General features: G+C 61.0%; 36 protein-coding genes. 34 read left to right on the top strand and 2 right to left on the bottom strand.

Annotated elements, in window-relative coordinates; all coding sequences use genetic code 11:
- The first annotated feature begins 78 nt into the window (after window positions 1-78).
- Genes rplB through rplP form a run of 5 tightly spaced genes read left to right on the top strand, consistent with a single transcriptional unit; the run spans window position 79 to window position 2,736 of the window.
- Window positions 79-918, top strand: a complete 840-nt coding sequence (rplB, locus tag BLW25_RS11735) for a 50S ribosomal protein L2 (protein ID WP_092899240.1) — start codon at window positions 79-81, stop codon at window positions 916-918.
- A 3-nt stretch (window positions 919-921) separates the two neighbouring features.
- Complete coding sequence (gene rpsS / locus BLW25_RS11730) at window positions 922-1,200, top strand: 30S ribosomal protein S19 (protein WP_092899238.1); 279 nt, start codon at window positions 922-924, stop codon at window positions 1,198-1,200.
- Between the two features lie 3 nt (window positions 1,201-1,203).
- Window positions 1,204-1,584, top strand: a complete 381-nt coding sequence (gene rplV, locus BLW25_RS11725; protein ID WP_092899236.1) for a 50S ribosomal protein L22 — start codon at window positions 1,204-1,206, stop codon at window positions 1,582-1,584.
- A complete protein-coding gene (gene rpsC, locus BLW25_RS11720; protein ID WP_092899234.1) occupies window positions 1,584-2,309 on the top strand; it encodes a 30S ribosomal protein S3 in 726 nt (241 codons plus the stop codon). The genes rplV and rpsC overlap by 1 nt, the downstream gene beginning before the upstream one ends.
- 13 nt (window positions 2,310-2,322) lie before the next feature.
- Complete coding sequence (gene rplP, locus BLW25_RS11715) at window positions 2,323-2,736, top strand: 50S ribosomal protein L16 (RefSeq protein ID WP_092899232.1); 414 nt, start codon at window positions 2,323-2,325, stop codon at window positions 2,734-2,736.
- A 97-nt stretch (window positions 2,737-2,833) separates the two neighbouring features.
- Here rplP and BLW25_RS11710 read toward each other — a convergent pair whose 3' ends face one another.
- Window positions 2,834-3,178: a COG4315 family predicted lipoprotein gene (locus BLW25_RS11710; protein ID WP_092899230.1), complete on the bottom strand. Its 345-nt coding sequence runs from the start codon at window positions 3,176-3,178 to the stop codon at window positions 2,834-2,836.
- Between the two features lie 349 nt (window positions 3,179-3,527).
- On the opposite strand from BLW25_RS11710, the gene rpmC reads away from it, so the two are divergent.
- The 12 genes from rpmC (at window position 3,528) to BLW25_RS11650 (ending at window position 8,943) form a co-directional block, all read left to right on the top strand.
- The gene (gene rpmC, locus BLW25_RS11705) at window positions 3,528-3,728 is read left to right on the top strand and encodes a 50S ribosomal protein L29 (protein ID WP_092899227.1); all 201 of its coding nucleotides are present in this window, start codon (window positions 3,528-3,530) and stop codon (window positions 3,726-3,728) included.
- Between the two features lie 11 nt (window positions 3,729-3,739).
- Window positions 3,740-3,973 carry a 30S ribosomal protein S17 gene (gene rpsQ, locus BLW25_RS11700; RefSeq protein ID WP_092899225.1) on the top strand — a complete coding sequence of 78 codons (234 nt, stop codon included), beginning with the start codon at window positions 3,740-3,742 and terminating at the stop codon, window positions 3,971-3,973.
- Window positions 3,974-4,061: 88 nt separating this feature from the next.
- On the top strand, window positions 4,062-4,430 hold the full coding sequence (gene rplN, locus BLW25_RS11695) for a 50S ribosomal protein L14 (protein ID WP_013066055.1): 369 nt from the start codon (window positions 4,062-4,064) through the stop codon (window positions 4,428-4,430).
- Window position 4,431: 1 nt separating this feature from the next.
- Complete coding sequence (gene rplX, locus BLW25_RS11690) at window positions 4,432-4,737, top strand: 50S ribosomal protein L24 (protein ID WP_092899223.1); 306 nt, start codon at window positions 4,432-4,434, stop codon at window positions 4,735-4,737.
- Window positions 4,737-5,297, top strand: a complete 561-nt coding sequence (rplE, locus tag BLW25_RS11685; protein WP_092899221.1) for a 50S ribosomal protein L5 — start codon at window positions 4,737-4,739, stop codon at window positions 5,295-5,297. The genes rplX and rplE overlap by 1 nt, the downstream gene beginning before the upstream one ends.
- An 18-nt stretch (window positions 5,298-5,315) precedes the next feature.
- Entirely contained in the window at window positions 5,316-5,621 is a 306-nt protein-coding gene (gene rpsN, locus BLW25_RS11680) for a 30S ribosomal protein S14 (protein ID WP_092899219.1), read from the top strand.
- A gap of 12 nt (window positions 5,622-5,633) precedes the next feature.
- Window positions 5,634-6,032 (top strand): 30S ribosomal protein S8, encoded by a 399-nt coding sequence (gene rpsH / locus BLW25_RS11675; protein WP_092899217.1) that lies wholly within the window; start codon window positions 5,634-5,636, stop codon window positions 6,030-6,032.
- A 10-nt stretch (window positions 6,033-6,042) separates the two neighbouring features.
- Window positions 6,043-6,576, top strand: coding sequence for a 50S ribosomal protein L6 (rplF, locus tag BLW25_RS11670; protein WP_092899215.1), 534 nt, complete (start codon window positions 6,043-6,045; stop codon window positions 6,574-6,576).
- Window positions 6,577-6,587: 11 nt separating this feature from the next.
- Window positions 6,588-6,947, top strand: coding sequence for a 50S ribosomal protein L18 (gene rplR, locus BLW25_RS11665; RefSeq protein WP_092899213.1), 360 nt, complete (start codon window positions 6,588-6,590; stop codon window positions 6,945-6,947).
- A gap of 156 nt (window positions 6,948-7,103) precedes the next feature.
- Entirely contained in the window at window positions 7,104-7,664 is a 561-nt protein-coding gene (rpsE, locus tag BLW25_RS11660) for a 30S ribosomal protein S5 (RefSeq protein ID WP_092899211.1), read from the top strand.
- 5 nt (window positions 7,665-7,669) lie between these two features.
- A complete protein-coding gene (gene rpmD, locus BLW25_RS11655; protein WP_092899209.1) occupies window positions 7,670-7,861 on the top strand; it encodes a 50S ribosomal protein L30 in 192 nt (63 codons plus the stop codon).
- Window positions 7,862-7,962: 101 nt separating this feature from the next.
- Window positions 7,963-8,943, top strand: coding sequence for a glycosyltransferase family protein (locus BLW25_RS11650; RefSeq protein WP_092899207.1), 981 nt, complete (start codon window positions 7,963-7,965; stop codon window positions 8,941-8,943).
- 1 nt (window position 8,944) lies between these two features.
- On the opposite strand, the gene BLW25_RS11645 is transcribed toward BLW25_RS11650, so the two are convergent.
- Window positions 8,945-9,436, bottom strand: a complete 492-nt coding sequence (locus BLW25_RS11645; protein WP_092899205.1) for an energy transducer TonB — start codon at window positions 9,434-9,436, stop codon at window positions 8,945-8,947.
- Between the two features lie 223 nt (window positions 9,437-9,659).
- Here BLW25_RS11645 and rplO point away from each other — a divergent pair, with 223 nt between their 5' ends.
- The 17 genes from rplO (at window position 9,660) to BLW25_RS11560 (ending at window position 26,001) form a co-directional block, all read left to right on the top strand.
- Window positions 9,660-10,133, top strand: coding sequence for a 50S ribosomal protein L15 (gene rplO / locus BLW25_RS11640; protein WP_092899203.1), 474 nt, complete (start codon window positions 9,660-9,662; stop codon window positions 10,131-10,133).
- A gap of 115 nt (window positions 10,134-10,248) precedes the next feature.
- Window positions 10,249-11,607 (top strand): preprotein translocase subunit SecY, encoded by a 1,359-nt coding sequence (gene secY, locus BLW25_RS11635; protein ID WP_092899201.1) that lies wholly within the window; start codon window positions 10,249-10,251, stop codon window positions 11,605-11,607.
- Window positions 11,608-11,669: 62 nt separating this feature from the next.
- Window positions 11,670-12,257 carry an adenylate kinase gene (locus BLW25_RS11630; RefSeq protein WP_092899199.1) on the top strand — a complete coding sequence of 196 codons (588 nt, stop codon included), beginning with the start codon at window positions 11,670-11,672 and terminating at the stop codon, window positions 12,255-12,257.
- Window positions 12,258-12,436: 179 nt separating this feature from the next.
- Entirely contained in the window at window positions 12,437-12,805 is a 369-nt protein-coding gene (gene rpsM / locus BLW25_RS11625) for a 30S ribosomal protein S13 (protein ID WP_092899197.1), read from the top strand.
- 15 nt (window positions 12,806-12,820) lie between these two features.
- The gene (gene rpsK, locus BLW25_RS11620; protein WP_092899195.1) at window positions 12,821-13,219 is read left to right on the top strand and encodes a 30S ribosomal protein S11; all 399 of its coding nucleotides are present in this window, start codon (window positions 12,821-12,823) and stop codon (window positions 13,217-13,219) included.
- A 144-nt stretch (window positions 13,220-13,363) separates the two neighbouring features.
- The gene (locus BLW25_RS11615; RefSeq protein WP_092899193.1) at window positions 13,364-14,380 is read left to right on the top strand and encodes a DNA-directed RNA polymerase subunit alpha; all 1,017 of its coding nucleotides are present in this window, start codon (window positions 13,364-13,366) and stop codon (window positions 14,378-14,380) included.
- A 170-nt stretch (window positions 14,381-14,550) separates the two neighbouring features.
- On the top strand, window positions 14,551-14,961 hold the full coding sequence (gene rplQ / locus BLW25_RS11610; protein ID WP_092899191.1) for a 50S ribosomal protein L17: 411 nt from the start codon (window positions 14,551-14,553) through the stop codon (window positions 14,959-14,961).
- Window positions 14,962-15,323: 362 nt separating this feature from the next.
- Window positions 15,324-16,640 (top strand): replication-associated recombination protein A, encoded by a 1,317-nt coding sequence (locus tag BLW25_RS11605; RefSeq protein WP_092899189.1) that lies wholly within the window; start codon window positions 15,324-15,326, stop codon window positions 16,638-16,640.
- Between the two features lie 400 nt (window positions 16,641-17,040).
- Entirely contained in the window at window positions 17,041-17,913 is an 873-nt protein-coding gene (gene ttcA, locus BLW25_RS11600) for a tRNA 2-thiocytidine(32) synthetase TtcA (RefSeq protein WP_092899187.1), read from the top strand.
- Between the two features lie 69 nt (window positions 17,914-17,982).
- Complete coding sequence (locus BLW25_RS11595; RefSeq protein ID WP_092901964.1) at window positions 17,983-19,521, top strand: putative bifunctional diguanylate cyclase/phosphodiesterase; 1,539 nt, start codon at window positions 17,983-17,985, stop codon at window positions 19,519-19,521.
- Window positions 19,522-19,681: 160 nt separating this feature from the next.
- The gene (yidC, locus tag BLW25_RS11590) at window positions 19,682-21,562 is read left to right on the top strand and encodes a membrane protein insertase YidC (RefSeq protein WP_092901961.1); all 1,881 of its coding nucleotides are present in this window, start codon (window positions 19,682-19,684) and stop codon (window positions 21,560-21,562) included.
- A complete protein-coding gene (locus BLW25_RS11585) occupies window positions 21,559-22,320 on the top strand; it encodes an MOSC domain-containing protein (protein WP_092899185.1) in 762 nt (253 codons plus the stop codon). The genes yidC and BLW25_RS11585 overlap by 4 nt, the downstream gene beginning before the upstream one ends.
- The gene (yihA, locus tag BLW25_RS11580; protein ID WP_092899183.1) at window positions 22,317-22,967 is read left to right on the top strand and encodes a ribosome biogenesis GTP-binding protein YihA/YsxC; all 651 of its coding nucleotides are present in this window, start codon (window positions 22,317-22,319) and stop codon (window positions 22,965-22,967) included. The genes BLW25_RS11585 and yihA overlap by 4 nt, the downstream gene beginning before the upstream one ends.
- 186 nt (window positions 22,968-23,153) lie before the next feature.
- Entirely contained in the window at window positions 23,154-24,182 is a 1,029-nt protein-coding gene (locus tag BLW25_RS11575; RefSeq protein ID WP_092899181.1) for an LLM class flavin-dependent oxidoreductase, read from the top strand.
- The gene (locus BLW25_RS11570; RefSeq protein ID WP_290438708.1) at window positions 24,179-24,397 is read left to right on the top strand and encodes a 4-oxalocrotonate tautomerase; all 219 of its coding nucleotides are present in this window, start codon (window positions 24,179-24,181) and stop codon (window positions 24,395-24,397) included. Before BLW25_RS11575 ends, BLW25_RS11570 begins: the two co-directional genes overlap by 4 nt.
- A gap of 3 nt (window positions 24,398-24,400) precedes the next feature.
- The gene (locus BLW25_RS11565) at window positions 24,401-25,183 is read left to right on the top strand and encodes an alpha/beta fold hydrolase (protein ID WP_092899176.1); all 783 of its coding nucleotides are present in this window, start codon (window positions 24,401-24,403) and stop codon (window positions 25,181-25,183) included.
- Between the two features lie 56 nt (window positions 25,184-25,239).
- Window positions 25,240-26,001, top strand: coding sequence for an ABC transporter ATP-binding protein (locus BLW25_RS11560; RefSeq protein WP_092899174.1), 762 nt, complete (start codon window positions 25,240-25,242; stop codon window positions 25,999-26,001).
- Window positions 26,002-26,022 lie beyond the last annotated feature (21 nt).

Here is a 26,022-nt window from a genome sequence, read left to right as displayed (position 1 = left end):
GGGCCGAAAAGCCACCTTCAGATCGCAAGATCAGCGGGCGGCACTTATGGCCCATGAAGCAAACGGAAGACAGAGAACATGGCACTCAGGTCTTATAAACCTACGACGCCAGGCCAGCGCGGGCTGGTTCTGATCGACCGTTCGGAGCTGTGGAAGGGCCGCCCTGTTAAAGCGCTGACCGAAGGTCTGCGTAAACATGGTGGTCGGAACAATACCGGACGGATTACTGTGCGCCACCAGGGCGGCGGGGCAAAGCGCCTCTACCGCATCGTGGATTTCAAACGCGCAAAATGGGATGTCGCGGCGACCGTTGAACGGATCGAATACGACCCCAACCGCACCGCATTCATCGCGCTGGTGCGCTATGCTGACGGCGAGCAGGCCTATATCCTCGCGCCGCAGCGTCTGGCTGTTGGTGACCAGGTTGTCGCCGGCGCCAAAGTCGACGTGAAGCCCGGCAATGCTATGCCTTTCTCGGGCATGCCGATCGGTACCATCGTGCACAACGTGGAACTGAAAGCCGGCAAAGGTGGTCAGCTGGCACGCGCCGCAGGCACCTATGCACAATTCGTCGGTCGTGACGGCTCCTATGCGCAGATCCGCCTCTCGTCGGGCGAACTGCGTCTGGTCCGTCAGGAATGCATGGCAACCATCGGTGCCGTGTCGAACCCCGACAACTCGAACCAGAACTTCGGTAAAGCCGGTCGTATGCGCCACAAGGGCGTGCGCCCGACTGTCCGCGGCGTCTCGATGAACCCGATCGACCACCCGCACGGTGGTGGTGAAGGCCGGACCTCCGGTGGTCGTCACCCGGTCACGCCCTGGGGCAAACCCACCAAGGGCGCCCGTACGCGCACCAACTCGACGACGGACAAATACATTGTCCGCTCGCGTCACGCCAAGAAGAAAGGGCGCTGATCCATGGCACGTTCCATCTGGAAAGGCCCGTTTGTCGATGGCTATGTCCTGAAAAAGGCAGAAGCGTCGCGCGCGTCGGGCAAGAACGAAGTGATCAAGATCTGGTCGCGCCGTTCCACCATCCTGCCGCAATTCGTCGGACTTACCTTCGGCGTCTATAACGGCAAAAAACACGTTCCGGTCGCGGTGACCGAGGACATGATCGGCCAGAAATTCGGTGAATATTCGCCGACCCGTACCTATTACGGGCATGCTGCCGACAAAAAAGCCAAGAGGAAGTAAGCCATGGGTAAGGAAAAGAATCCGCGCCGCGTGGCGGATAATGAGGCGATGGCCGTGGCACGTATGCTGCGCACCTCGCCCCAGAAACTGAATCTGGTTGCGGGCCTGATCCGCGGCAAGAAAGTCGACAAGGCTCTGGCCGATCTGACCTTCTCCAAGCGTCGTATCGCTGGCGAAGTGAAGAAAGTCCTGCAATCCGCGATTGCCAATGCCGAGAACAACCATGGTCTCGACGTTGACAACCTGATCGTGGCGGAAGCCTGGTGCGGCAAGAACCTGGTGATGAAGCGGGGCCGTCCGCGGGCTCGTGGTCGCTTCGGCAAAATCATGAAGCCGTTCAGCGAAATCACCATCAAGGTTCGTCAGTCCGGGGAGTCGGCATAATGGGTCAGAAGGTCAATCCGATCGGCATGCGCCTTCAGGTCAACCGTACCTGGGACAGCCGCTGGTTCGCTGAGTCGAAAGATTTCGGCAACCTGCTTCTGGAAGATCTCCGCATCCGTGAGTTCATCCACAAGGAAGCCAAACAGGCCGGCATCTCGAAAGTCGTCATCGAGCGTCCGCACCGCAAGTGCCGCGTGACCATCTACTCGGCGCGTCCGGGTGTGATCATCGGCAAAAAAGGCGCTGACATCGAGACGCTTCGCAAGAAGGTCGCGGCGTTCACTGCCTCGGACCTGCATCTGAACATCGTCGAAGTGCGCAAGCCCGAAGTCGATGCCCAGCTGGTGGCCGAGTCGATCGCACAACAGATGGAGCGTCGTGTGTCGTTCCGTCGTGCGATGAAGCGTGGCGTGCAGAACGCGATGCGCATGGGCGCCCTCGGCATCCGTGTGAACGTGGCTGGTCGTCTTGGTGGTGCGGAAATCGCGCGTACCGAATGGTACCGTGAAGGCCGTGTGCCGCTGCACACCCTGCGCGCGGATATCGACTATGCGCTGAGCGAGGCCGAAACCCCCTATGGGATCATCGGCGTCAAAGTCTGGATCTTCAAAGGCGAAATCCTTGAGCATGATCCGCAAGCCCATGATCGTCGCCTGGCAGAGGCAGCGGATGCTCCGGCACCCCGCGGTCCGCGCCGTGAGCGTGGCGACCGTGAGCGCGCCTGAGGAGTATTGAACAATGCTGCAACCAAAGCGCACTAAATTCCGCAAGATGCACAAGGGCCGCATCAAGGGAGAAGCCAAAGGCGGCTCCACCCTGAACTTCGGCTCGTTTGCTCTGAAATCGACCGAACCCGAGCGCGTCACAGCGCGGCAGATCGAAGCGGCCCGCCGCGCGATCACCCGCCACATGAAGCGTCAGGGCCGTGTCTGGATCCGTATCTTCCCGGATACCCCGGTTTCGGCAAAGCCGACCGAGGTCCGGATGGGTTCCGGTAAGGGCTCGGTCGATTACTGGGCCTGCAAGGTGAAGCCCGGCCGCATCATGTTCGAGATCGACGGTGTGAACGAGGAAATCGCTCGTGAAGCCCTGCGTCTCGGCGCGATGAAACTGCCGGTCACCTCGCGCATCGTGGCGCGCGAAGACTGGTAATCTGCCAGATCTTCGTGACAGAAACAGAAGGCCCCCGGCGGGAGATCGCCGGGGGCCTTTTCCGTGTGATATGGCTTAACGGTGGTCTGACCGGGCGCTATTCCGTGCTGATGACATGCCAGACGCCACCCTTGCCGTCTCCGGTCACATCACCTGCCTTTTTATCTCCGATATAGAAATAGGCCGGCTTGCCGTCATAGGCCCATTGCATGGCGCCATCTTTGCGCGCCGTCATGGTCCAGCCTTCGCCCAGGGTTTCGCCGGTTTTGGCGAGATAGGGCGGCCAGTTGGTGGCGCAGTCGTCATAGCAGCTGCTTTCTGCGCCTTTGTCATTGTCATAGGTATAGAGCGTCATCTTCGTCATTCCGGTCTCGGCCCGCACCATACCCGCTGAGCTGAGCAGTAGGCAGGCGAGGGCGAGTGTCACGCGTGAAGGTTTCATGATCAGGGCTCCCGAAAGAGGAATTCGACCGGCCGGACAGGCGACCTGCAGTCAGGTGCAGCCTGCGGTGCGCAAAGGATGCGCCCGGTTGGCCCGGATGCGTATTCACCTTTCCGAGACGGCGGGAGAGAACGGCCATCTCTGGCCGATCCGTGGGAGGATCCGCACCAGTGGGGTGGCAAAGGGCCCGCCGGAAGTTCTTTCTTGCCCTTTGGGTGGTGCTCCTGTATCAGGCCCCATCCACGGATCCGGGGCGACTCGGATTCGTTGATATTTCATTGATCCACCAGGTCAAAGGTCACCCGGCCACATGTCGGGGCCATCTGGTGAATGTAAAAGGAAAAGGCGAATGACCGCCAAAGAACTGACCGGGAAAACCCCGGACCAGCTGCGTGACAGCCTTGTTGCGCTCAAGAAGGAAGCCTTCAATCTGCGCTTCCAGCAAGCGACCAACCAGCTTGAGAACACCGCCCGCATGCGCACCGTGCGCCGCGAAGTGGCCCGTATCAAAACCGTTCTCGGCCAAAAAGCCGCTGAAGCTGCGAAGTAAGGATCAGACCCATGCCGAAGCGCATCCTGACTGGCACCGTGACCTCCGACAAGAACGAGCAGACCATCACTGTCTCGGTCGAGCGTCGTTTCAAGCACCCGCTGCTGCAGAAAACGGTCCGTAAGTCGAAGAAATACCGCGCCCATGACGCGGAAAACAAATTCAAAGTGGGTGACACTGTTCGTATCGAAGAGTGCGCGCCGATTTCGAAGACGAAGCGTTGGACGGTGGTGGTCGAGGCCTGAGCAATCAGTCCTCTCCATACCGTTCAGCTACAACTGAGCGATACCCCGGGGCGGTTGATCGCTGTCCCCGAAGGTCGGGAGAAACCAAATGATCCAGATGCAGACCAATCTGGATGTAGCTGATAACTCCGGCGCCCGCCGGGTTCAGTGCATCAAGGTTCTGGGCGGCTCGCACCGCCGCTACGCATCCGTGGGCGACATCATCGTGGTGTCGGTCAAGGAGGCGATTCCTAAGGGTCGCGTTAAGAAAGGTGACGTGCGTAAAGCCGTCGTCGTTCGCACCGCGAAAGAAGTTCGTCGTGAAGATGGCACCGCCATCCGTTTCGACCGCAACGCTGCCGTCATCCTGAACAACCAGGGCGAGCCGGTCGGTACCCGTATCTTCGGGCCGGTGGTTCGTGAGCTGCGCGCGAAGAACTTCATGAAGATCATCTCGCTGGCGCCGGAGGTGCTGTGATATGGCTGCTAAGCTGAAAAAAGGCGACACCGTCGTCGTTCTGACCGGCAAGGACAAGGGCAAGCAAGGCGAGATCTCGTCTGTTTCGCCGAAAGCCGGCAAAGCTGTGGTTGATGGCGTGAACATCGCGATCCGTCACACCAAGCAATCCGCAGGCAGCCAGGGCGGCCGCATCCCGAAAGCGATGCCGATCGACCTGTCGAACCTCGCGCTGCTCGACAAAAACGGCAAAGCGACCCGCGTTGGCTTCCGTGAGGAAGACGGCAAGAAGATCCGCTTCGCCAAGACCACCGGGGAGGCTATCTGATGTCGGATAAAGCAACCTATACCCCGCGTCTGAAGGCCGAGTTCAAGACCAAGATCCGCGCCGCTCTTAAGGAGGAATTCTCCTATAAGAACGACATGCAGATCCCGCGTCTGGAAAAGATCGTCCTGAACATGGGCGTTGGTGAAGCGGTGAAAGACACTAAGAAGGTCAAGCAGGCCTCCGAGGAGCTTTCGCAGATCGCCGGCCAGAAGGCCGTCATCACCAAAGCCAAGAAATCCATCGCAGGCTTCCGCGTTCGTGAAGAGATGCCGCTCGGCACCAAAGTCACGCTGCGCGGCGACAAGATGTATGAATTCCTTGATCGTCTGATCAACGTGGCTCTGCCGCGCGTCCGCGACTTCCGCGGCGTGAAAGGCACCTCGTTTGACGGCAATGGCAACTATGCCATGGGCCTGAAAGAGCACATCGTTTTCCCGGAAATCGAATTCGACAAAGTCGATGAAGTTCTGGGTATGGACATCATCATCTGCACGAACGCCAAGTCGGATGCCGAAGCAAAATCCCTGCTGAAGCATTTCAACATGCCGTTCACGGCCTGATCGCGAGGAACCTGAAACATGGCTAAGAAATCCATGGTGAACCGCGAAGTGAAGCGCGAAAAGCTGGTGGCACAACACGCCACCAAGCGCGCTGCACTCAAGGCGGTGATCAATGATCAAGAGAAGCCGATTGAAGAGCGCTTTGCGGCGACTCTGAAACTGGCTGAGATGCCCCGCAACTCCTCGGCCGTGCGCATGCATAACCGTTGCCAGCTGACGGGTCGTCCGCATGCTTACTACCGTAAGCTGAAACTGTCGCGGATCAAGCTGCGTGACCTGGCCTCGTTCGGCCAGATCCCGGGCATGGTCAAGTCGAGCTGGTAAGGGAGAGAGCAGATGCCTGTTAATGATCCCATCGGCGATATGCTGACCCGTATCCGTAACTCGTCGCTGCGCGGCAAGTCCACGGTTTCGACCCCGGCTTCGACCCTGCGCGCCCGCGTCCTCGACGTGCTGCTCGCAGAAGGTTACATCCGCGGTTATGAAAAAGCCGAGACCTCGAATGGTCAGGGCGAATTCACCATCAGCCTGAAATACTACGAAGGCGAGCCGGTCATCCGCGAATTGAAGCGGGTCTCCAAGCCGGGCCGTCGCGTGTATATGGGCGTTGAGCAGCTTCCCTCGGTCCGCAATGGCCTTGGCGTCGCGATCGTCTCGACCCCGAAGGGCGTTCTGTCGGATGCAAATGCACGCGCAGCCAATGTTGGCGGCGAAGTGCTTTGCACCGTGTTCTGAGGAGGGTTTAATGTCTCGTATCGGCAAAAAACCCGTAGAGCTGGCGAAGGGCGTTACCGCGTCCGTCTCCGGCCAGACCATCGAAGTCAAGGGGCCGAAAGGCACCCGTTCCTTCACCGCTGGCGACAATGTGTCGGTCACTGTTGAGGGCAATGAAGTGAAAGTCACCCCGCGTGGCCTTTCCAAAATTGCTCGTCAGCAATGGGGCATGTCGCGTTCGATGATCGAAAATCTTGTGACCGGTGTGACCACCGGCTTCAAGAAAGAGATGGAAATCCAGGGCGTTGGTTATCGCGCGGCGATGGCTGGCAATGTTCTGAAACTGTCTCTGGGCTTCTCGCATGAAGTGAATTTCGAAGTGCCGAAGGGGATCACCGTTACGACCCCGAAGCCCACCGAGATCACCGTCGAGGGCATCGATCAGCAGGAAGTCGGCCAGGTGGCAGCGAACATCCGCAACTGGAAGCGTCCCGAGCCCTATAAGGGCAAAGGGATCCGCTACAAGGGCGAGTTCGTCTTCCGCAAGGAAGGCAAGAAGAAGTAAGGGGCGCAAAAATGGCTTTGAACAAACGAGAGCTGTTCCTGAAGCGCCGCTTGCGCGTACGGAACAAAATCAAATCGGCGAATGCAGGTCGTCTGCGTCTCTCCGTTCACCGCTCGTCGAAGAACATCAGCGTTCAGCTGATCGACGATGTGAAGGGCGTGACCCTGGCAGCTGCCTCGTCGCTGGAAAAAGAACTGGGCGTCGTTGGCAAGAACAACGTCGAAGCAGCCGCGAAAGTGGGTGCAGCGATTGCAGAACGCGCCAAAGCAGCTGGTGTGGAAGAAGTTTACTTCGACCGCGGTGGTTTCCTCTTCCACGGCAAAATCAAGGCTCTGGCCGATGCTGCTCGTGAAGGCGGTCTGAAGTTCTGATCCCTGCGGGTGGCGATGGGTTTTTACTTACCCCGCGCCACCCCGATGATCCGGGAGCGCTGCACATTCGGGAAACCGGGCCTGGCAGCATCTCACCAGGATTGAACCAAATCAGGCGCGGCTCGCCCGTGCCACTCACGGAAAGGACTCTGTCACATGGCAGAACGTGATAACCGCCGGGAGCGTCGTGACGACCGTCGCGAAGAGACCCCGGAATTCGCAGATCGCCTCGTCGCGATCAACCGCGTGTCGAAAACCGTCAAGGGCGGTAAGCGCTTTGGCTTCGCAGCTCTCGTCGTCGTCGGCGACCAGCGCGGCCGCGTCGGTTTCGGCAAGGGCAAGGCGAAAGAAGTGCCGGAGGCTGTTCGTAAAGCCACCGAGCAGGCCAAGCGTCAGATGATCCGTGTGCAGCTGAAAGACGCCCGCACGCTTCACCACGACATCGAGGGCCGTCACGGCGCTGGTAAAGTCGTGATGCGGACCGCTGTTGCAGGTACCGGTATCATCGCCGGCGGCCCGATGCGCGCTGTCTTCGAAATGCTCGGTGTGCAGGACGTTGTTGCGAAGTCGCTCGGCTCGCAGAACCCCTATAACATGATCCGCGCCACGTTTGAGGGTCTCTCGAAAGAGAACTCGCCGCGTTCGGTTGCGGCACGTCGTGGCAAGAAAGTCGCCGAGATCCTGCGTAAGCCGGAAACCGAAGCGGCGGAGGGCTGATCGAAATGGCTAAGAAAACCATCGTCGTCCAGCAATACGCCTCGGCTGCACGCCGCCCGGCGATCCAGACCCAAACCCTCATCGGTCTTGGCCTGAACAAAATCAACCGCACCCGCGAGCTGGAAGATACCCCGGCAGTGCGCGGCATGGTCAACAAGATCCCGCATCTTGTGAAGATCATCGAAGAGCGCGGCTGAGCCTCGCAAGAGTTCTGAAAACGCCCCGGTCCCCGCGACCGGGGCGTTTTCTTTTTGCGCCACTGCCGCCAGGATGGTGCCGCATTACGAAAGGGCCGCGCGTGCATCTGGTGAACTTTTCCGAACTGATGGGGCCTGACTGGCGTTTCCCGGATCCTTTCTGCCAGATTCCGGGGCTGAGTTCGGAATGCCATGTCATCGCGCCGGGCAGCCGCTCCTGGGGGCTGCGGCTGAATTCATGGGCTGCAGCGCGGCGCGCGGTCAGGGCTGCGCGGGAGCGGTCAGATGCAGTGCTGGTCAGCCATTTGCCGGGCGCGACATTGCGTGTGGCCGCGCTGGCAGGGCCAGGATCACGCTGCGGGGCAGGGATAAGGCATATCGCATTTGCCTTCAATTTTACCGATCTGCCGCAGGGGCGGAAGTTGCGCGCCTATCGTGCCGCGCTGTCCCGCGTCGATGAATTCGTCATCTTCTCGAATTTTGAGCGCGACCTTTATGCGCGCCATTTCGGCCTGCCACCGGAACGTTTCACCTACCTCCCCTGGGCGATGGAGGTGCCCCGCACGGGTGAGGTGGAGGCACCCTTCGATCAGCCCTGGCTGGTCGCGCTTGGCGGCGAGGGGCGGGACTATGCGACGCTGATGCAGGCTGCGCGGCTGCGCCCTGATCTGCGGCTGGTGGTGATCGCGCGGCCCTATAACCTTGCGGGGCTGGAGCTGCCGCCCAATGTAAAGGCCTTCGCCAATTTGCCGGCGGCCTCGGCCTGGGGGCTGGTCGGCGGGGCTGCGGGGATGCTGTTGCCGCTGCGCGAAGGCCGCACGCCCAACGGCCATATCACGCTGGTTGGCGCGCAGTTGCTGGGCGTGCCGCTGGCGATCACCGATTCGCTCGGGGTGCGGGATTATGTCGACCCGGCCACCGCGCTGTTGCTGCCGCCCGCCAGCCCGGAGGCGCTGGCCACCGCGATGGAGCGTCTTGCGACCGGCGGGGCCGGGATCCGGGAAATGGCGCTGCGTGCCCAGGACATCGCCCGTGACCGCAGCGCGCCCTCGGTCTGGTGCGACTGGCTGGCCAGGCTCTGAGTTACTCTGCCGGGGGCTCTGCTCCCTCTTCGGCGGGGGCCTCCGGCTGGGCGGGAATATTGCCGGTGACGAGAATCGAGAAGCTGCGATCGGCATCCCCCATATCCGGTGCGAAAAGCGGGAAAGGCTCGGCAGAGCGGATCTGGGCCATGGCGATATTGTCGAACATCGGTTGCCCCGAGCTTTCCGCGACCGCACTGGAAACGAGGCGGCCATCGGCGCCGGTGGTAAAAGCGACGCGTGTCGTGAAGTCACCGGTTATTCCGGCGTCGCGCAGTGTCGCGGTGTTCAGCCTGACGCTGTTGATCCGTGCGATCACTGCGGCCACATAATCTTCGGTCGTGGCGGGGGCCTCGGCTGCGCTCGCTGCTTCGGGCAGGGCTGCCTCGCCGGGCGCAGCCGGCTCTTGCGCAACAGCGGCAAGCGGAGAGAGTGACAGGCTGAGGGCCGCGAAAAGAGCAGTGAGGCGGGCGGCGGAAACGTAGGCGGTCATAGCAGATCCTGAGCAAATGGCCGGGTTCGTGCCCCGGCCAGGGGTGATGTCTGACCGTGCCGCGCTCAGGGTTCGGGCACCAGCGGCGACGCCGGGCTTGCCAGGGGCTGGGTGGTGGTCTATAGGCGCCAGCGTGGCCCAGCGGGCTGCGACTCACAACCAAGAAATGCCGTGTTGGCCCCATCCGTCGCAGGCGGGGTCGTTCCGGCCAGGAGTATGCGACATGAAACTGAATGAACTTCACGACAACGCTGGCGCCGCCCGTAAGAAAAAGCGCGTAGCACGCGGCCCGGGTTCGGGCAAAGGTAAAACCGCAGGGCACGGTATCAAGGGCCAGAAATCCCGTTCGGGTGTGGCTATCGGCGGATATGAGGGTGGCCAGATGCCGCTCTATCGCCGTCTGCCCAAGCGCGGCTTCAACAAGCCGAACGCCAAAGAATATGCAGTCGTCAACCTGGGTCTGATCGAGAAATTCATCGACATGGGCAAGCTCGACATCAAGGCCGAGATCAACGAGGACGCGCTGGTTGCAGCCGGCCTGACCTCGAACAAGCGTGATGGTATCCGCATCCTGAACAAGGGCGAGATCAAATCGGCTGTCAAACTGAACGTGACCGGCGCTTCGGCCGCTGCTGTCGAGGCCATCAAGGCTGCTGGCGGCTCGATCACGGTAAAGGCTGACGCTGCGGCTGAATAAGCCAACAAAGCGGTTGTGAGCGGCGTCATCGTCGCTTACATCTCACTCACGTTTTCCTGCGCCGCCGGACCCGGATAAAACGGTCCGGCGGCGCTGTCCATGAAAGAGACCGGAAATGGCATCTGCCGCAGAGCAAATGGCCGCCAACCTCTCCTGGGGGGCTTTGGCCAAGGCGACCGATCTTCGCCAACGCATCTTCTTTACCATCGGCCTGCTGATCATCTATCGGCTTGGCACCTATATTCCGGTGCCGGGGATCGAAGGCGAAGCCCTTCGCCGCACATGGCAGGAGGTGGGGCAGGGGATCGGCGGGATGCTGAACCTGTTTACCGGCGGCGCCATGAGCCGGATGGGCATCTTCGCCCTTGGCATCATGCCCTATATCTCGGCCTCGATCATCGTCCAGCTGCTGGGCACGATGTATGAGCCCTGGAAGAACCTCAAGAAAGAGGGCGAACTGGGTCGCAAGAAGCTGAACCAGTATACCCGCTATGGCACCGTGCTGCTGGCGGTCTTCCAGGCTTACGGGATCGCAGCCTCGCTGCAGGCCGGTGACCTTGCGCATAATCCGGGCTGGTATTTCGTCGCGGGCGTCGTGATCACCCTGGTCGGCGGCACCATGTTCCTGATGTGGCTGGGCGAGCAGATCACCGCCCGCGGCATCGGCAACGGCATCTCGCTGATCATTTTCGTCGGTATCGTCGCCGAGATCCCGGCTGCGCTGATGAACTTCCTCGCACAGGGCCGTTCGGGTGCGATCTCGACCCCGGTGATCCTTGGCGTGATCGTGATGGTGATCCTCGTCATCGCCTTCGTCGTGTTCATGGAACGCGCTTTGCGCAAGATCCATATTCAGTATCCGCGCCGCCAGGTGGGCATGAAGGTCTATGACGGCGGCTCGTCGCATCTGCCGATCAAGGTCAACCCGGCCGGCGTTATCCCCGCGATCTTCGCCTCGTCGATCCTTTTGCTGCCGACCACCATCGGAACCTTCTCGGGCAATACGACGAACCCGGTGATCAGCTGGATCGCACTGTATCTTGGCTATGGCACGCCGCTGCACGCCCTGGCACTGGGTCTGCTGATTGTGTTCTTCAGCTATTTCTACACCCATAACGTCAGCTTCAAAGTTGATGAAGTGGCCGAGAATCTGAAGACGCAGAACGGGTTTATCCCGGGCATCCGTCCTGGCAAGAAGACCGAAGATTACCTCACCTATGTGACCAATCGCGTGCTTGTTCTGGGGTCTGCCTATCTGGCTGCCGTCTGCCTTCTGCCGGAATTCCTGATCGCCAATATCGGCCTGCCTTTCTACTTTGGCGGCACGTCGGTTCTGATCGTGGTGTCGGTGACGATGGATACGATCAACCAGGTTCAGTCGCATCTGCTGGCACATCAGTATGAGAGCCTGATCGAAAAGTCGCAGTTGCGCGGCAAGCGCAAGACGGGCCCGCGCGCGCCAGCCCGCCGCTAAGCCCGAGGTTAAGGGAGAGCCGGCACGCGAAAGCGTGCGGGCCTGAGGGAAAGGACAACGCTTTGGCGAAGAACATCATCCTGCTTGGCCCCCCCGGGGCCGGCAAAGGCACCCAGGCCAAGCGGCTCGAAACCGAGCGCGGCATGGTTCAGCTTTCGACCGGCGACATGTTGCGCGCGGCCAAAAGCTCGGGCACCGAAATGGGGAAGAAGGTTGCTGCGATCATGGATGCCGGCCAGCTGGTGACCGATGAGATCGTGATCGGCCTGATCGCCGAGCAACTGGACCGTGGCGCAGCTGGTGGTTTCATCTTTGATGGCTTCCCGCGCACCCTGGCCCAGGCCGATGCCCTGGGCGCATTGCTCGCTGCCAAAGGCACAAGACTGGACGCAGTGATCGAGCTGGTGGTGGATGATGAGGCCCTGGTTGGCCGCATCGTGAAGCGCGCCGAAGACGCCGCCAGTGCCGGCGAGCCGGTGCGTCCGGATGACAATCCTGAGGTCTTCGCCAAACGTCTGCGGGAATATTACAAACAGACCGCGCCCCTGCTGGGCTATTACTATGCCAAGGGCGGTCTGACCCAGGTTGACGGCATGGCCGCGATGGAGAGCGTTGCCGCCGGGATCGCGAAAGTTCTTGACAAGGCATGAAAATCCCGCGCGGGGCCTTGACCCGCAAAGCATTTGACCATATTGCACAGCGTCCCGGGGTGGAATCACCGCTCCGGGGTTTCCCGTTTCGGGAAGATCGAATCGGCCGGAACAGTTTTGCTGGCCGGTTGTGAAAAAAGGTTCTGGAGCTACGGAACCGCAACGAAAGGAAATTACGCGTGGCACGTATTGCTGGCGTCAACATCCCCACCAATAAGCGCGTTCCGATTGCGCTTCAGTACATCACCGGCATCGGCCCGCATATCGCGCAGCAGATCGTCACCGCGCTGAGCATTGACCCGGCACGCCGCGTGAATGATCTCTCGGATGCAGAAGTGCTGTCGATCCGCGAATATATCGACGCGAACTTCACCGTCGAGGGCGACCTGCGTCGCGAAACCTCGATGAACATCAAGCGCCTGATGGATCTCGGCTGCTATCGCGGCCTGCGTCATCGTCGCGGTCTCCCGGTGCGTGGTCAGCGGACCCACACCAACGCTCGTACCCGCAAAGGCCCCGCAAAGGCCATCGCTGGCAAGAAGAAGTAAGGGGAGGCCTGACACATGGCACGTGATCCGAAAGCCGCCCGTGGTGGCAAGCGTAAAGAGCGCAAGAACATCGCCGCCGGCGTTGCTCATGTGAACTCGTCGTTCAACAATACCAAAATCCTGATCTCGGACGTTCAGGGCAATGCCATTTCCTGGTCTTCGGCCGGGACCATGGGCTTCAAGGGGTCGCGCAAATCGACGCCTTACGCTGCCCAGATGGCTGCTGAAGACGCCGGCCGCAAGGCGCAGGAACATGGCGTGAAAACGCTGGAAGTCGAAGTTCAGGGCCCGGGTTCGGGTCGTGAATCGGCGCTCCGCGCGCTCTCGGCTATTGGTCTGACCATCACTTCGATCCGCGACGTGACCCCGCTGGCGCATAATGGTTGCCGCCCGCCGAAGCGTCGCCGCGTCTGATCTTTCAAGATCAAGCCCGGGCCGTGCTGGTGCATGGCCCGGGCGTTCCTGTTTGACGGTCTGGTTCTCAGACTTCGTTAAAGACCCTCGGGCGCCGCGCTTCACCCGGAACATGGAAGCGATGGCAGGTATGGAGGCATAAGCATGATCCACAAGAACTGGCAGGAACTGATCAAACCGACCCAGCTGGTCGTGAAGCCGGGGAGTGACGCAGGCCGCGTTGCCACGGTCATCGCAGAGCCGCTGGAGCGGGGCTTCGGCCTCACGCTCGGCAACGCGCTGCGCCGCGTTCTGCTGTCGTCGCTGCAGGGCGCCGCGATCACCAGCGTCCAGATCGACAATGTCCTGCACGAGTTCTCCTCGGTGCCGGGCGTCCGCGAGGACGTCACCGATATCGTTCTGAACCTCAAAGGCGTTTCGCTGAAGATGGATGTCGAAGGGCCGAAGCGTCTTTCGATCTCGGCCCGTGGCCCCGGTGTTGTCACCGCGAGCGCGATCTCCGAGACCAACGGCATCGAAGTGCTGAACAAGGATCACGTGATCTGCCACCTCGACGACGGGGCAGACGTGTTCATGGAACTGACCGTGAGCACCGGCAAGGGCTATGTCTCGGCCGACAAGAACCGCCCGGAAGATGCGCCGATCGGCCTGATTCCGATCGATGCGATCTATTCGCCGGTCAAGCGCGTGTCCTACGAAGTGCAGCCGACCCGTGAGGGCCAGGTGCTCGACTATGACAAGCTGACCATGAAGATCGAAACCGACGGCTCGCTGACGCCGGATGACGCCGTGGCCTATGCTGCGCGCATCCTGCAGGACCAGCTGGCGGTGTTCGTGAACTTCGACGAGCCGGAAGCGGCACGTGGTGGCGAAGTGGATTCGGGTCTCGAATTCAACCCGCTGCTGCTGAAGAAAGTCGACGAGCTGGAACTGTCGGTCCGTTCGGCAAACTGCCTGAAGAACGACAATATCGTCTATATCGGCGACCTGATCCAGAAGACTGAAGCCGAGATGCTGCGCACCCCGAACTTCGGCCGCAAATCGCTGAACGAGATCAAGGAAGTGCTTTCGGGCATGGGTCTGCATCTCGGGATGGAAGTCGAAGACTGGCCGCCCGAAAATATCGAAGATCTGGCTAAGCGGTTTGAGGATCAGTTCTGAGCCGCATCGCCGGTTGACTGAACAAGGCCGGGGGGCTAAGGCCCCCCGGACCCCCCGTCTCCCGTTTTTGTGTGTGAGGGAGCGCGATGAAGATCCGGGCAATCCTGCCCCAACGACGTCGGTCCAACGCAGACCGGCAACACAAAGTAAAAACGCTATAGGAGAGACCCATGCGTCACGCCCGCGGCTATCGTCGCCTCAACCGCACCCATGAGCACCGTAAGGCGCTTTTCTCGAATATGTCCGGCTCGCTGATCGAGCATGAGCAGATCAAGACCACCCTTCCGAAGGCGAAGGAACTGCGTCCGATCATCGAGAAGCTGATCACGCTGGCAAAGCGCGGCGACCTGCACGCCCGTCGTCAGGCTGCCGCCCAGCTGAAAGAAGACAAAGACGTCGAGAAGCTCTTCGCGATTCTCGGCCCGCGTTACAAAGATCGTCAGGGCGGCTACGTGCGCGTTCTGAAAGCCGGTTTCCGGTATGGCGACATGGCCCCGATGGCGATCATCGAATTCGTTGACCGTGACACTTCGGCCAAAGGCGCAGCTGACCGCGCCCGTCTCGAAGCCGCTGAAGAGTGATCTCGCGCGACTGATCCCCGCCTGTCCGGGATCGGCATGAATAAAAGGCCCGCCTCTGATCGTCAGGGGCGGGCCTTATCTGTTCGGGTGCTATGCTTTTGCCTCGGTGCTTCCGGCTCTGATCGCTTCATGCGAAGCTGCGCCCATGACCGATCTCTTCGATTCCCTCAGAGGCCGCGCTGATCCGAAGCTCGCAGGTGCGGGCGCGGTGCGCCCCTCTGCCGGCCGGATGTGGCCGAACAGCCTTACAGAGGTGAGAGGGCGGGGCAGGCCCTGGCTTCTGAGGGCCCGCCCGGCGCGAGGCTGGTGGCCTGGTGTCGCAATCTGGCTTCGAGATAGATCCTTCCAAACCCGGTACCCCAATGTCCGACCTTTTCGACAGCGCCCCCAGGCAGACGAAACAGCCGCTGGCCGCAGTGCTGCGCCCGCAGACGCTTGATGACGTGTTCGGCCAGCCCGATATCGTCAAGCCGGGCTCGGTGCTGCGCCGCCGGATCGCTGCGGGCAGGTTGGGCAGCCTGATCCTGTACGGCCCTCCCGGCATCGGGAAGACCTCGATTGCCAGAGCGGTCGGCAATATGCTTGGCAAGGAATTCCGCCCTCTGCATGCAACCCGTGCCGGCGTAAAGGACTTGCGTGAACTGGCGGACGAGGCCCGGATCCGGCCATTGCTGATCTTTGTGGATGAGGTTCACCGCTTCAGCGCAACGCAATGCGACGACCTCCTGTCGATCTGTGAGGAGGGCACGGCCGACTTCATCGGCGCGACGACCGGCAATCCCTACCACGTGTTGCCGCCCGCGCTGATTTCCCGCTCGCATATTCTGAAGCTTGAACCGCTGACCATAGAAGACATGGAACGTGTCCTTTTGCGCGGCCTTGCCCATCTGAAAGAGGAAGGCATCGAAGTGGTGCTGGAGCCGGCGCAGATGCGTCTCTTGGCAGGGCGGTCCGGCGGCGACGCGCGGCGGGCGCTCACGACGCTCGAAAGCCTTGCGGTGGGGCATGACCAGGCACGGGTGGTCATTACCGGCGAGATGATCGAGGAGGTCTATGCCTCGGCGCCGGTGAACCACGATCGCAGCGGCGATATGCATTACGATGTCGTCTCTGCCATGATCAAGGCGGCGAGGGGATCGGATCCGGATGCCACGCTCTATTGGCTGGCCCGGCTCATCCATGCCGGTGAAGATCCCCGCTACATCGCGCGACGGCTGATGATCCATGCTTCGGAAGATGTGGGCCTTGCCGATAATACCGCGCTGCAGACTGCGGTCGCCGCCCTGCATGCAGTGGAGAAGATCGGCTATCCTGAGGCCCAGATCATCCTGGCCCATGCGGCGCTGCATATCGCCCTCGCGCCGAAGTCGAATTCAGCCTGCCGTGGCATCGGGCTGGCCATGAAGATGGTAACCTCAGAGGCGCCAAAACCGGTTCCCCTGCATCTGCGTGATTCTCATTACGCCGGGGCCGCCAAACTCGGTCACGTCGGCTACAGGTTTCCGCATAATGACCCGCGTGGCTGGGTCGAGCAGAATTACGCGGCAGGGCTGGCCAGGGGATCTCTCTACCAGTCTGACGGCAGAGGCGTCACATTCGAGGCAAGAGCGGCCGAGTATTGGGAACGTGTCACAGGTCTTCCCACCGTGCAGAGAACACCCTCGTCAACGTCTGAGTGATGTCACCCGAGGCGCGACCTTTCCACAAACCCATCGGGCGCCTGCGCAGTTCATGCTGACATGGCACCGTGCGGCGGCGCTTTGGGCATGATATACTACCAGCCTGGCCTGGTTCAGGCTGGTAACCAGCGTTGAAATCCGCGCAGGCGACATTCATATGGCACAGGCTATTACGACAGCCATGCCCCGACGACGTTCCCGCTGGGCAGGGCCGGTTTGCCCGGTGGTCTGAAGGTCCCGGCATTTACGGCCCGCCTGAGGGTTGGCGCATGCTGAAAAGCGAATCGATTGCTTTGCCCGGCTGTGGCAGTGAGGTCGGGATGGCTGATGCGCGGGTGAGGGGCTTGACCTGTTAACGCTGAACGGCCATCTGGCCGCAGGAACACATGAAGGTGCACCGATGCTGGACGAGGCCGACGATATTCATCCGCTGTTTTATGGCGCTCCGAAATCGACCGAATTCCGCAAGCTGAGGAAACGCCTCGTGAGCCAGGTGCGCGAGGCAATCGACACCTATGGCATGATCCAGCCGGGGGCGCGCTGGCTTGTCTGCCTTTCGGGCGGCAAGGACAGCTACACGCTGCTTGCCATCTTGCATGAGCTGAAATGGCGCGGGCTTTTGCCGGTCGATCTCTTGGCCTGCAATCTCGATCAGGGGCAGCCGGGGTTCCCTTCGACCGTGCTGCCGGAATTTCTGGCGAAGATGGGGGTCGAGCACCGGGTCGAATATCAGGACACTTATTCGGTGGTGACCGCTAAGATCAAGCCAGGCGCAACGATGTGTTCGCTCTGTTCGCGGCTAAGGCGTGGAAATCTTTACCGGATTGCGCGGGAAGAGGGGTGTTCGGCCGTGGTGCTCGGGCATCACCGCGATGACATTCTCGAGACTTTTTTCATGAACCTCTTTCATGGGGGGCGGCTTGCAAGCATGCCGCCGAAGCTCGTGAATGAAGAGGGCGATCTGTTCCTTTACCGGCCTTTGGCCTTTGTGGCCGAGGCGGATTGCGACCGTTTTGCCCGCGCGATGGATTATCCGATCATCCCCTGTGATCTCTGTGGCAGCCAGGAAGGGCTGCAACGGGCCCAGGTGAAAAAGCTGCTTGATGAGTGGGAAACGCGCACGCCGGGCCGCCGTCAGGTGATGTTCCGGTCGCTGATGAATGTGCGCCCCTCGCATCTTGCCGACCCCGGCATCTTCGATTTCCTCGGGCTGATGACCGGAGAACCCGGAGAAGTTGAGGAAAATGTGAAACATCTTCGTCTCCCGGATTAAGAAAGCCCATACTGGTTTCGCCAATCCTGCTCTGCGATGGCCCTGCGCCATATCAGAGAGGGTTCCAGTATGTCGGCTCTTCCCAGCACAGCCCGCACCCGCAGGTATCTGAAAGCCCTGGGCTGTTTCCGGCGGCCGGAATTTCTTCTGTTCCTGCCCGCGATCACGCTTGCGGGGTTCTGGCTGGGCGGAGAGCGGGCGCTGATCTTTCTCGCGCTTGGCCTGCCGCTGGTGATCGCCATCGCCGGGCCGGATCCCTTGCGGGCGCCGATGCCATTGGGGGACAAGGACGAAGGGACATCGCTGCAACGGGCCATTGGGGCGATGGACCGGATGTTGCCGCTGGTCACGGATAACGGGCGCAATACGGCCTGTCTGATCGTGCAATTCGACAACCTGACCAATACGCTGGAACGCCACGGCCGCGCCGCCCATACCGAAGTGCTGGAACGCGCGACAGACCGCATTCGGGGCGCGCTGAGGGCAGGGGATCTTGTGACCAATCCGCTTGGCGCTTCGGCGGCTGTGGTGCTCTCGCCGGTGAGGCGGCTGGATCTGGAGAGCATGGTTCAGCTTTGTGCGCGGCTCCAGGACGCGGTGGCGGAACCGATTTCGCTCGGCGGTTCGCGACTATATATCACTTGCTCCATCGGTTTTTGTATCGGGGGCTACTCACCCGAGGCGACGGGGCGGTCGCTGCTCGATGCGGCCCAGGCGGCGGCAGACGAGGCGCTTGGCCATGGGCCGGGCGCGATCCGGGCCTTCTCGCGGGATATGGCCGAACGCAGTGTCGTGCGCGCTGCATTGCGCGATGATCTCGAAGAGGCGCTCGATAAGGGAGAGATCCGGGCCTGGTTTCAGCCGCAGATTTCCACCGATACCGGCGAAATTTCCGGCCTCGAGGCGCTGGCACGCTGGCATCACCCGCTGCGCGGCGTGCTTTCTCCGGCGGAGTTCCTGCCGCTGGTCGAAAGCAGCGATCTGAGTGATCGCCTGAGCGAGACCATGCTGTCCCATGCGCTGGTCGCTCTGAAAGACTGGGATAAGGCGGGGTTGCAGGTTCCCACGGTCTCGGTCAATTTCTCGGCGGCGGAACTGCGCAATCCGCGCCTGCCAGACCGTATCCGCTGGGAGCTGGAGAGGTTCGATCTGAAACCGGCCCGACTCACGGTCGAGATCCTTGAAACCGTGGTGGCCCAGGCCGAGAATGACGTGATCGTGTCGAATATCGCGCAACTTGCCGCGATGGGTTGCGGCATCGATCTCGACGATTTCGGCACAGGCCATGCTTCGATCTCGACCATCCGGCGCTTTACCGTGCGCCGGCTGAAGATCGATCGCAGCTTTGTCACCCGGGTGGACCAGGATCGCGATCAGCAGCGCATGGTGTCGGCGATCATCTCGCTGGCGGATCGGCTTGGGCTGGAGACGCTGGCCGAAGGTGTGGAGACCGCAAACGAGCATTCCATGTTATCGCAGCTTGGGTGCCGCTTTGTGCAGGGCTATGGAATCGAACGGCCGCTGAACCCCGAAGACACGCTGGAATGGATCCGCAAACACCAGAACCGTCCCGACCGCATCCCACGGATTGGCGCGCGGGGCGGCTGAAACCCGCGCCTTCGAACACCGTGCCCTTGCAGGCGGAATGCGCTGTTCTGCCGGATACCGGCCCGGTTCGCCGGCTTTTCCGGCGAAACCGCTTGACCTTTCGCCCCCCCTTCTGTTGAAGACCGCTGATCCTTCCTTACATGCGGCAGCGGTTCAGAATATGGACGAGAAAAACAACAAGAACCTCATTCTCGCCATGGTGCTCAGCGCTCTGGTCATCCTGGTGTGGTTCTGGCTCTTCCCTCCGCCGGAAACGACGGCTCCGGTTGAGACCGCCACCACGGAACAACCCGGTGCCGCTTTGCCTGAGGCGGGCGTTGTCGCAGGTTCGGAGCCCGTTCCCGAAGCGCCGCGTCTGCGGGTGGAAACGCCTCAGCTGGAAGGGTCGATCTCGCTGCGCGGTGGCCGTATCGACGATCTGCGTCTGAAAAATTACCACGAGACCATCGAAGATGACTCGCCGATTGTCCGTCTGCTGACGCCGCAAGGCGAGCAGGGCGCCTGGTTCGCGCTCTTCGGCTGGCGCCCCGCCGGTTCGCTGACCGAGGGCGATGTGCCCGGGGCGCAAACCGAATGGACGCCGGTGACCACCGGCGCGCTGTCGCCGGGCAATCCTGCGAAACTGACCTGGGACAATGGCAAGGGCCTGACCTTCACCCGCGAGATCTCGGTGGATGAAGAGTTCATGTTCACCGTCAATGAGACGGTTGCGAACAGCGGCACCGGCGATGCCTCGATGTTCTATTACGGTCAGATCCAGCGCTATGGCCTGCCCGCAAATATGAAGAGCTTCTTCATCCTGCATGAAGGCGCCATTGCCCGCGCCGATGGCAAGCTGACCGAAACCACCTATAAAAACATCGTCGCCCTCGACCCGGTTGAACGCGAGGCCGCCCCGGCCAGTGTCGTCGAAGCCTCGGATGGCGGCTGGATCGGCTTTACCGATCACTATTGGATGTCGCTTCTGGTGCCTGAACAGGGCAAGCCGATCACCCAGGTTACGAAATATGTGGCCTCGCATGACCTCTACCTGACCGAGGCGCGTCAGCCGACCGTGATCGTGCCCCCGGGCCAAAGCCTCACCACCTCGACCCGCTTCTTCGTCGGTGCCAAGGAATGGGAAGCGATCCGCGACTATCAGAACGAGCCAGGCTTCGTGTCAAAACTGTTCGGTGCCAAGGTCGATGAGGCTCGCGCACCGATCCCCGGGTTCATCGATTCGATTGACTGGGGCTGGTTCTACTTCCTGACCAAGCCGATCTTCGCGCTGCTGCACTGGATCCATGGTCTGATCGGCAATATGGGCCTTGCGATCATCGCACTGACCTTCGTGCTGAAGCTGATCGTGCTGCCATTGGCTTATAAATCCTATGTCTCGATGGCGCGGATGAAAGAGCTGCAGCCCGAGATGGAGGCGCTCAAGGAACGGGCCGGCGAAGACAAGCAGCGCCTGCAAAAGGAAATGCTGCAGCTTTACCGCGACAAAAAGGTCAATCCGGCGGCAGGCTGCCTGCCAATCCTGATCCAGATTCCGATCTTCTTCTCGCTTTACAAGGTGATCTTCGTCACCATCGAATTGCGGCATGCGCCTTTCTTTGGCTGGCTGCAGGACCTCTCGGCGCCCGATCCGTCATCGCTCTTCAACCTGTTCGGCGCGCTGCCCTGGGATGCACCGGCGACCGGCTCGATCCTGCATCTGGTCTTTATCGGCGTGCTGCCGATCCTCCTCGGCATCAGCATGTGGCTGCAGCAAAAGCTGAACCCGGCGCCCACCGATCCCGTCCAGGCCTCGATCTTCGCCTGGATGCCCTGGGTGTTCATGTTCATGCTTGGTGGTTTTGCTTCGGGCCTGGTGGTTTACTGGATCACCAACAACGTCATCACCTTCTCGCAGCAGTTCATCATCATGCGCAGCCACGGGCACAAGCCGGATATCTTCGGCAATATCCGTTCGGGCTTTCGCAAGAAGGAAGCGGCGGCCAATGCCAATAAAGCGCCCGCCGGCAAGGTCGCGGATAAAGGCAGTGCGAAAAAGAAATGACCAGTGAAGGGCGCCTCGCGCAAATCTTCCGTCACCCGATTAAGGCCCACGGACGCGAGCAACTCGCGTCCGTTCGGCTGTCGGAAGGCGAGGCGATGCCCTGGGATCGCCACTGGGCCGTCGCGCATGATCTGTCGAAATTCGATCCCGCGGCGCCGTCCTGGAAGCCCTGCATCAACTTTCAGCGCGCGGCGCGCAGCCCGACGCTGATGGCCATCGAGGCACAGTTCGATGAGGTGTCGGGCGAGATGCGGCTCACCCATCCGGAACTGCCGCCCCTGGTCTTCTTTCCCGAGAGCGAAGGCGAAAAGCTGATCGACTGGGTGCTGCCGATCAGCCCACAGCTGCGGTTTCGCCCGGTCGCGCTGGTGCACGCGCCGGATCGCGCAATGACAGACACGGCCTATGCCAGCGTTTCGATCAAAAACCTCGCCTCAAATGCCGCACTCGGGCAGAAGATGAAGCGCGACCTCTCAATCCATCGCTGGCGCGGCAATCTTTGGGTTGATGGTTTCGCGCCCTGGGAAGAGATGAACTGGGTAGGACGGCGGTTGCGGATTGGCGCCACCGTGCTTGAGATTCGCGAAAGAGTGGGGCGCTGCCGTGCCACTATGTCGAATCCGGAAACCGGCCAGGTTGATGCGGATACATTGGATGCGCTGATGGAAACCGTCGGCGTGCAGGATTTCGGTGTGTTCGGCACCGTGCTGGAGGGCGGTGAGATCCGCCCGCAAGACAGGGTCGAGGTACTGGCATGACGATGGCGTTTACCCTTGCTGCAGAACCGGAGGACGCGGCGCGCGAAACCGGGCGGCTGCTTTTTGCGGGACCAGTCGATTTCGTGAAGGGCGTGACCACCATGGCGGCGCTGCCACCGGCTGATCGTGTGGAGGTCTGCTTTGCCGGTCGCTCCAATGTCGGAAAATCCAGCCTGATCAATGCGCTGACCACGCGCAAAAGCCTCGCGCGCGCGTCCAATACCCCGGGTCGGACGCAGGAGATCAACTTTTTTACCCTCGGCGACAGCCGCTATCTGGTTGACCTTCCCGGCTATGGTTTCGCCGAAGCCCCGGTGGCTATCGTGCGCAAATGGCAGGAATTGCTCAAATCCTATCTTGCCGGGCGTCAGACCTTGCGGCGTGCTTTTGTTCTGATCGACACGCGGCATGGCGTGAAAGCGGTAGATGACGAGATCATGGGCCTGCTCGACCGGTCGGCGGTGACCTTCCAGGTTGTGATGACCAAGTCGGATAAGGTCAATCTCGCCACCCGCGAGGCCAATATCGAGCAGGTGAAACAGGCTTTGCAAAAGCATCCGGCCGCTTATCCCGAGATCATCGTGACCAGTTCAGAAAAGGGCGAGGGCGTCGAGACCCTGCGCGCCGTGATCGCAACGCTGGAATAGGAGCCGGTTTCTGAACAGAAACCGGACCGGAGTTTTTCTTAAAACTCCGACGCACCTGGCTGCCGGCTTCCCTCCATTCGTTCGGTTTTGTAACTGGCTGGGGATGTTTTCCCAGACTGTTCTTCCCTGTTGACAGGTTTGTTCGGATGTACAATTGTACGTTCGTGCAGATTGGAGGGGCGGCGATTGGATTTTTCACATTTTCTCAGCAGTCATCTCCTGAGCCGGGAGGCCGGGGGCAAGCAGCTCTACCGTGAGATGACCGACCAGGCGATTCATGCCGAAACCTGTGGCTATCGCGGTGTCGCAATTCCGGAACACCATCTGATCAACATTTTGCTGGTCCCTTCGCCGCTGCAGCTTGCGGTCAGAATCGCGTCTGTGACCAGGGAGCTCGAAATTGCGACCTCGATCTGTCAGCTGCCGATCAGAGATATGCGTGTCTTCGCCGGTGAGGTCGTGCAGGCCCAGGCGCTTTGTGACGGGCGACTTGTGCTTGGGGTCGGCAAGGGGGCATTCGGCTTTGAAACCGGCCGGATCGGCGTTCCGATGGAAGACACCAGGGCCATTTTTGAAGAAAGCCTTGCCGTTCTCGAGGCGCTTCTGACACGCGAAGAAGTCGCATGGGAGGGGGCACGCTATCGCTTTGACGCGCTTACAGTCATGCCGCGCCCCGAAGATCCGGTCCCGCTCGCGCTGGCGATCATGGCGCCGCCGGGGATCGAGGCGGCTGCAGCTACGGGCTATTCTGTCCAGACCACACCGCTGGGGGCCAGTCATGAGATCCTGCGCAGTCAGGTGGATGCATTCCACTCCGGCCGCGCCCGGGCAGGCCGACCGGATCGTCAGCGGCTTTCGCTGCAACGCACATTATGGCTTGCGTGTGATGAGGCAGAGGCGGAGCAGATGACCGCCCGGGCGCATCACTATTACCAGAGCTTTGACAATGTGTTTGGCGGACCGGGCCTGGTTGATCATGGCATGATCCGCCCGCTGCCACGGCGTCAGACGGTTGAGGAGTTACGCCAGAACGTGCTCATCTGTACGCGGGCCGAGATGATCGACAGGCTGGCAGGGTATGCTGAACTTGGGATCGATGAGGTGATCGCCTCGTCGAATTTCGGCCAGCCCCAGGAGGCCACGCTGGAGATGATGAGCCGCTTTGCGGCAGAGGTCATGCCCTCCATCCGGCCCATGCGCCAAAAAGTTGCATAAGTGAAAACAAGGACCAGAAAATGCCAATGATCCGTATCGAAATGTTCGAAGGCCGCACTGTCGAACAAAAGCGTGCCTGTGCCAAAGCCCTCACCCAGGCCTTTGTCGAAACCTGCGGTGGCACGCCGGAAGCGCTTCAGATCGTCTTTACAGATGTTGCGAAACACGACTGGGCTTTTGGCGGGCGGCTCGGGTCCGACCCGAAACCGGAGTGAGCCATGGCCGCGATCGATTGCGCTTATTCGGTGGCGGGCGAGGGCCCGCCGCTTTTCCTCATCCACGGGATCGGTGCGCGCCGTGCCACCTTTGCCCGGCTGGTCGAAGGGCTGCAAGACCGCTTCACCTGTATCAGCTATGATCTGCGGGGCCATGGTGAAAGCCCGCAGCCCGCCGGCCGCTTTGGCCTTGATGACCTTGTTGATGATCTCGAGGCGTTGCGGGCAAAGCTTGGCATCGAGCGCGCCCATTTCGCCGGCCATTCGCTGGGCGGGATGATCGGCCCGGCCTATACGCGGCGTTACCCTGATCGGGTGCGCTCGCTGGGCCTCTGGTCGACCGCCGCCTTCCGCAGCGAGGAAGACAGCGCGAAGGTCAGGGCGGTGGTACAGGCGATGCGCGAAAAGGGCATCGGCCCGGTGCTGGATACGCTGACCGCGCGCTGGTTCACCGATGCTTTCGTGGCCGCCCGCCCGGATGTGATCGCCTGGCGCAAGCAGCAGGTGGTCGATACCCCGGCGGAAGTCTTTCTGAATGTGTTTGATATTTATGCGGAAACCGAAATGGCGCCCTGGCTGCATAAAATTCATACATCTGCCCAGGTTCTGACCGGCGCGCTTGACGGCGGCTGCAATCCTCGTCTCAATGGGCTGATCGCCGGGGCAATGCCCGGGGCGGAACTGGTGATCCTTCCGGAGTTGAAACATGCGATTTTCATTGAGGCGACCGAACAGGTGCTGCCGCATGTGCGCCGGTTCCTGCTTGCCCGGGAGCAGGCGGAGTAACAACAAAAGGGGCAACCGGACCTGATGAGCATCGCGACCACTGCCCCCCCGCCAGCATCGCAGCCAGAGCCGAGGCAATCCGGGTCGAGGATCTGCATAAGAGCTTCGGTCCGCATGAGGTGCTCAAGGGGGTCTCGATCTCGGCAAAAGAGGGCGATGTGGTCACGCTGATCGGTGGATCCGGCTCGGGGAAATCCACGCTTTTGCGCTGCGTGAACTTTCTTGAGACGCCCTCATCGGGGCGGATTCTGATCGGCGGGGAAGAGGTGCGCTGCCGCGGCGACGGCACCCCGGCCGACCGCCACCAGATCGAGCGGATCCGCCAAAGCCTTGGCATGGTGTTCCAGCAGTTCAATCTCTGGACCCATAAGACGGTGCTGGAGAATCTGATCGAAGTGCCGGTCCATGTGCTGAAAAAGCCAAAGGACGAGGCCATTGTGACCGCCCGTAAACTGCTGGACCGGGTCGGCCTTTCGGCCAAGGAAGATGCCTATCCTGCCTTTCTCTCGGGCGGTCAGCAGCAACGCGCTGCCATCGCGCGTGCGCTGTGCATGGAGCCGCGCGCCATGTTGTTTGACGAGCCGACCTCGGCGCTTGACCCGGAACTGGTCGGTGAGGTTCTCGCCGTCATCCGCAGCCTGGCAGATGAAGGGCGCACCATGCTGCTGGTAACGCATGAGATGAAATTCGCCCGCGAAGTATCAGACCATATTGTCTATCTTTATAACGGGTTGATCGAGGAGGAAGGGCCGCCTGACCAGCTCTTCGGTGCTCCGCAATCGGCCCGGCTTAAACAGTTTCTTAAATCGGTCTCGTAAGAAGACCAGCCAACAAAACAG

Origin of the sequence: Rhodobacter sp. 24-YEA-8 (genome assembly GCF_900105075.1) — a bacterium.
Taxonomy (GTDB): Bacteria; Pseudomonadota; Alphaproteobacteria; order Rhodobacterales; family Rhodobacteraceae; genus Pseudogemmobacter.
Note: the sequence above shows the minus strand (reverse complement) of the source record. Positions and strands in the feature narration are given on the sequence as shown.

Excerpts from the sequence above, each read along its gene's own strand:
- BLW25_RS11710 (WP_092899230.1), bottom strand. The coding sequence starts at position 3,178 with ATGAAACCTTCACGCGTGACACTCGCCCTCGCCTGCCTACTGCTCAGC.
- rplQ (WP_092899191.1), top strand. The coding sequence starts at position 14,551 with ATGCGTCACGCCCGCGGCTATCGTCGCCTCAACCGCACCCATGAGCAC.
- rpsC (WP_092899234.1), top strand. The coding sequence starts at position 1,584 with ATGGGTCAGAAGGTCAATCCGATCGGCATGCGCCTTCAGGTCAACCGT.
- rpsH (WP_092899217.1), top strand. The coding sequence starts at position 5,634 with ATGCCTGTTAATGATCCCATCGGCGATATGCTGACCCGTATCCGTAAC.
- rplE (WP_092899221.1), top strand. The coding sequence starts at position 4,737 with ATGTCGGATAAAGCAACCTATACCCCGCGTCTGAAGGCCGAGTTCAAG.
- rplN (WP_013066055.1), top strand. The coding sequence starts at position 4,062 with ATGATCCAGATGCAGACCAATCTGGATGTAGCTGATAACTCCGGCGCC.
- rpmD (WP_092899209.1), top strand. The coding sequence starts at position 7,670 with ATGGCTAAGAAAACCATCGTCGTCCAGCAATACGCCTCGGCTGCACGC.
- rplP (WP_092899232.1), top strand. The coding sequence starts at position 2,323 with ATGCTGCAACCAAAGCGCACTAAATTCCGCAAGATGCACAAGGGCCGC.
- BLW25_RS11595 (WP_092901964.1), top strand. The coding sequence starts at position 17,983 with ATGTCGGCTCTTCCCAGCACAGCCCGCACCCGCAGGTATCTGAAAGCC.
- rpsN (WP_092899219.1), top strand. The coding sequence starts at position 5,316 with ATGGCTAAGAAATCCATGGTGAACCGCGAAGTGAAGCGCGAAAAGCTG.
- yidC (WP_092901961.1), top strand. The coding sequence starts at position 19,682 with ATGGACGAGAAAAACAACAAGAACCTCATTCTCGCCATGGTGCTCAGC.
- rplB (WP_092899240.1), top strand. The coding sequence starts at position 79 with ATGGCACTCAGGTCTTATAAACCTACGACGCCAGGCCAGCGCGGGCTG.
- rpsS (WP_092899238.1), top strand. The coding sequence starts at position 922 with ATGGCACGTTCCATCTGGAAAGGCCCGTTTGTCGATGGCTATGTCCTG.
- rpsQ (WP_092899225.1), top strand. The coding sequence starts at position 3,740 with ATGCCGAAGCGCATCCTGACTGGCACCGTGACCTCCGACAAGAACGAG.
- rplO (WP_092899203.1), top strand. The coding sequence starts at position 9,660 with ATGAAACTGAATGAACTTCACGACAACGCTGGCGCCGCCCGTAAGAAA.
- rpmC (WP_092899227.1), top strand. The coding sequence starts at position 3,528 with ATGACCGCCAAAGAACTGACCGGGAAAACCCCGGACCAGCTGCGTGAC.
- rpsE (WP_092899211.1), top strand. The coding sequence starts at position 7,104 with ATGGCAGAACGTGATAACCGCCGGGAGCGTCGTGACGACCGTCGCGAA.
- BLW25_RS11645 (WP_092899205.1), bottom strand. The coding sequence starts at position 9,436 with ATGACCGCCTACGTTTCCGCCGCCCGCCTCACTGCTCTTTTCGCGGCC.
- rplV (WP_092899236.1), top strand. The coding sequence starts at position 1,204 with ATGGGTAAGGAAAAGAATCCGCGCCGCGTGGCGGATAATGAGGCGATG.
- BLW25_RS11585 (WP_092899185.1), top strand. The coding sequence starts at position 21,559 with ATGACCAGTGAAGGGCGCCTCGCGCAAATCTTCCGTCACCCGATTAAG.
- secY (WP_092899201.1), top strand. The coding sequence starts at position 10,249 with ATGGCATCTGCCGCAGAGCAAATGGCCGCCAACCTCTCCTGGGGGGCT.
- rplF (WP_092899215.1), top strand. The coding sequence starts at position 6,043 with ATGTCTCGTATCGGCAAAAAACCCGTAGAGCTGGCGAAGGGCGTTACC.
- BLW25_RS11565 (WP_092899176.1), top strand. The coding sequence starts at position 24,401 with ATGGCCGCGATCGATTGCGCTTATTCGGTGGCGGGCGAGGGCCCGCCG.
- rplX (WP_092899223.1), top strand. The coding sequence starts at position 4,432 with ATGGCTGCTAAGCTGAAAAAAGGCGACACCGTCGTCGTTCTGACCGGC.
- ttcA (WP_092899187.1), top strand. The coding sequence starts at position 17,041 with ATGCTGGACGAGGCCGACGATATTCATCCGCTGTTTTATGGCGCTCCG.
- yihA (WP_092899183.1), top strand. The coding sequence starts at position 22,317 with ATGACGATGGCGTTTACCCTTGCTGCAGAACCGGAGGACGCGGCGCGC.
- BLW25_RS11605 (WP_092899189.1), top strand. The coding sequence starts at position 15,324 with ATGTCCGACCTTTTCGACAGCGCCCCCAGGCAGACGAAACAGCCGCTG.
- rpsK (WP_092899195.1), top strand. The coding sequence starts at position 12,821 with ATGGCACGTGATCCGAAAGCCGCCCGTGGTGGCAAGCGTAAAGAGCGC.
- rplR (WP_092899213.1), top strand. The coding sequence starts at position 6,588 with ATGGCTTTGAACAAACGAGAGCTGTTCCTGAAGCGCCGCTTGCGCGTA.
- BLW25_RS11615 (WP_092899193.1), top strand. The coding sequence starts at position 13,364 with ATGATCCACAAGAACTGGCAGGAACTGATCAAACCGACCCAGCTGGTC.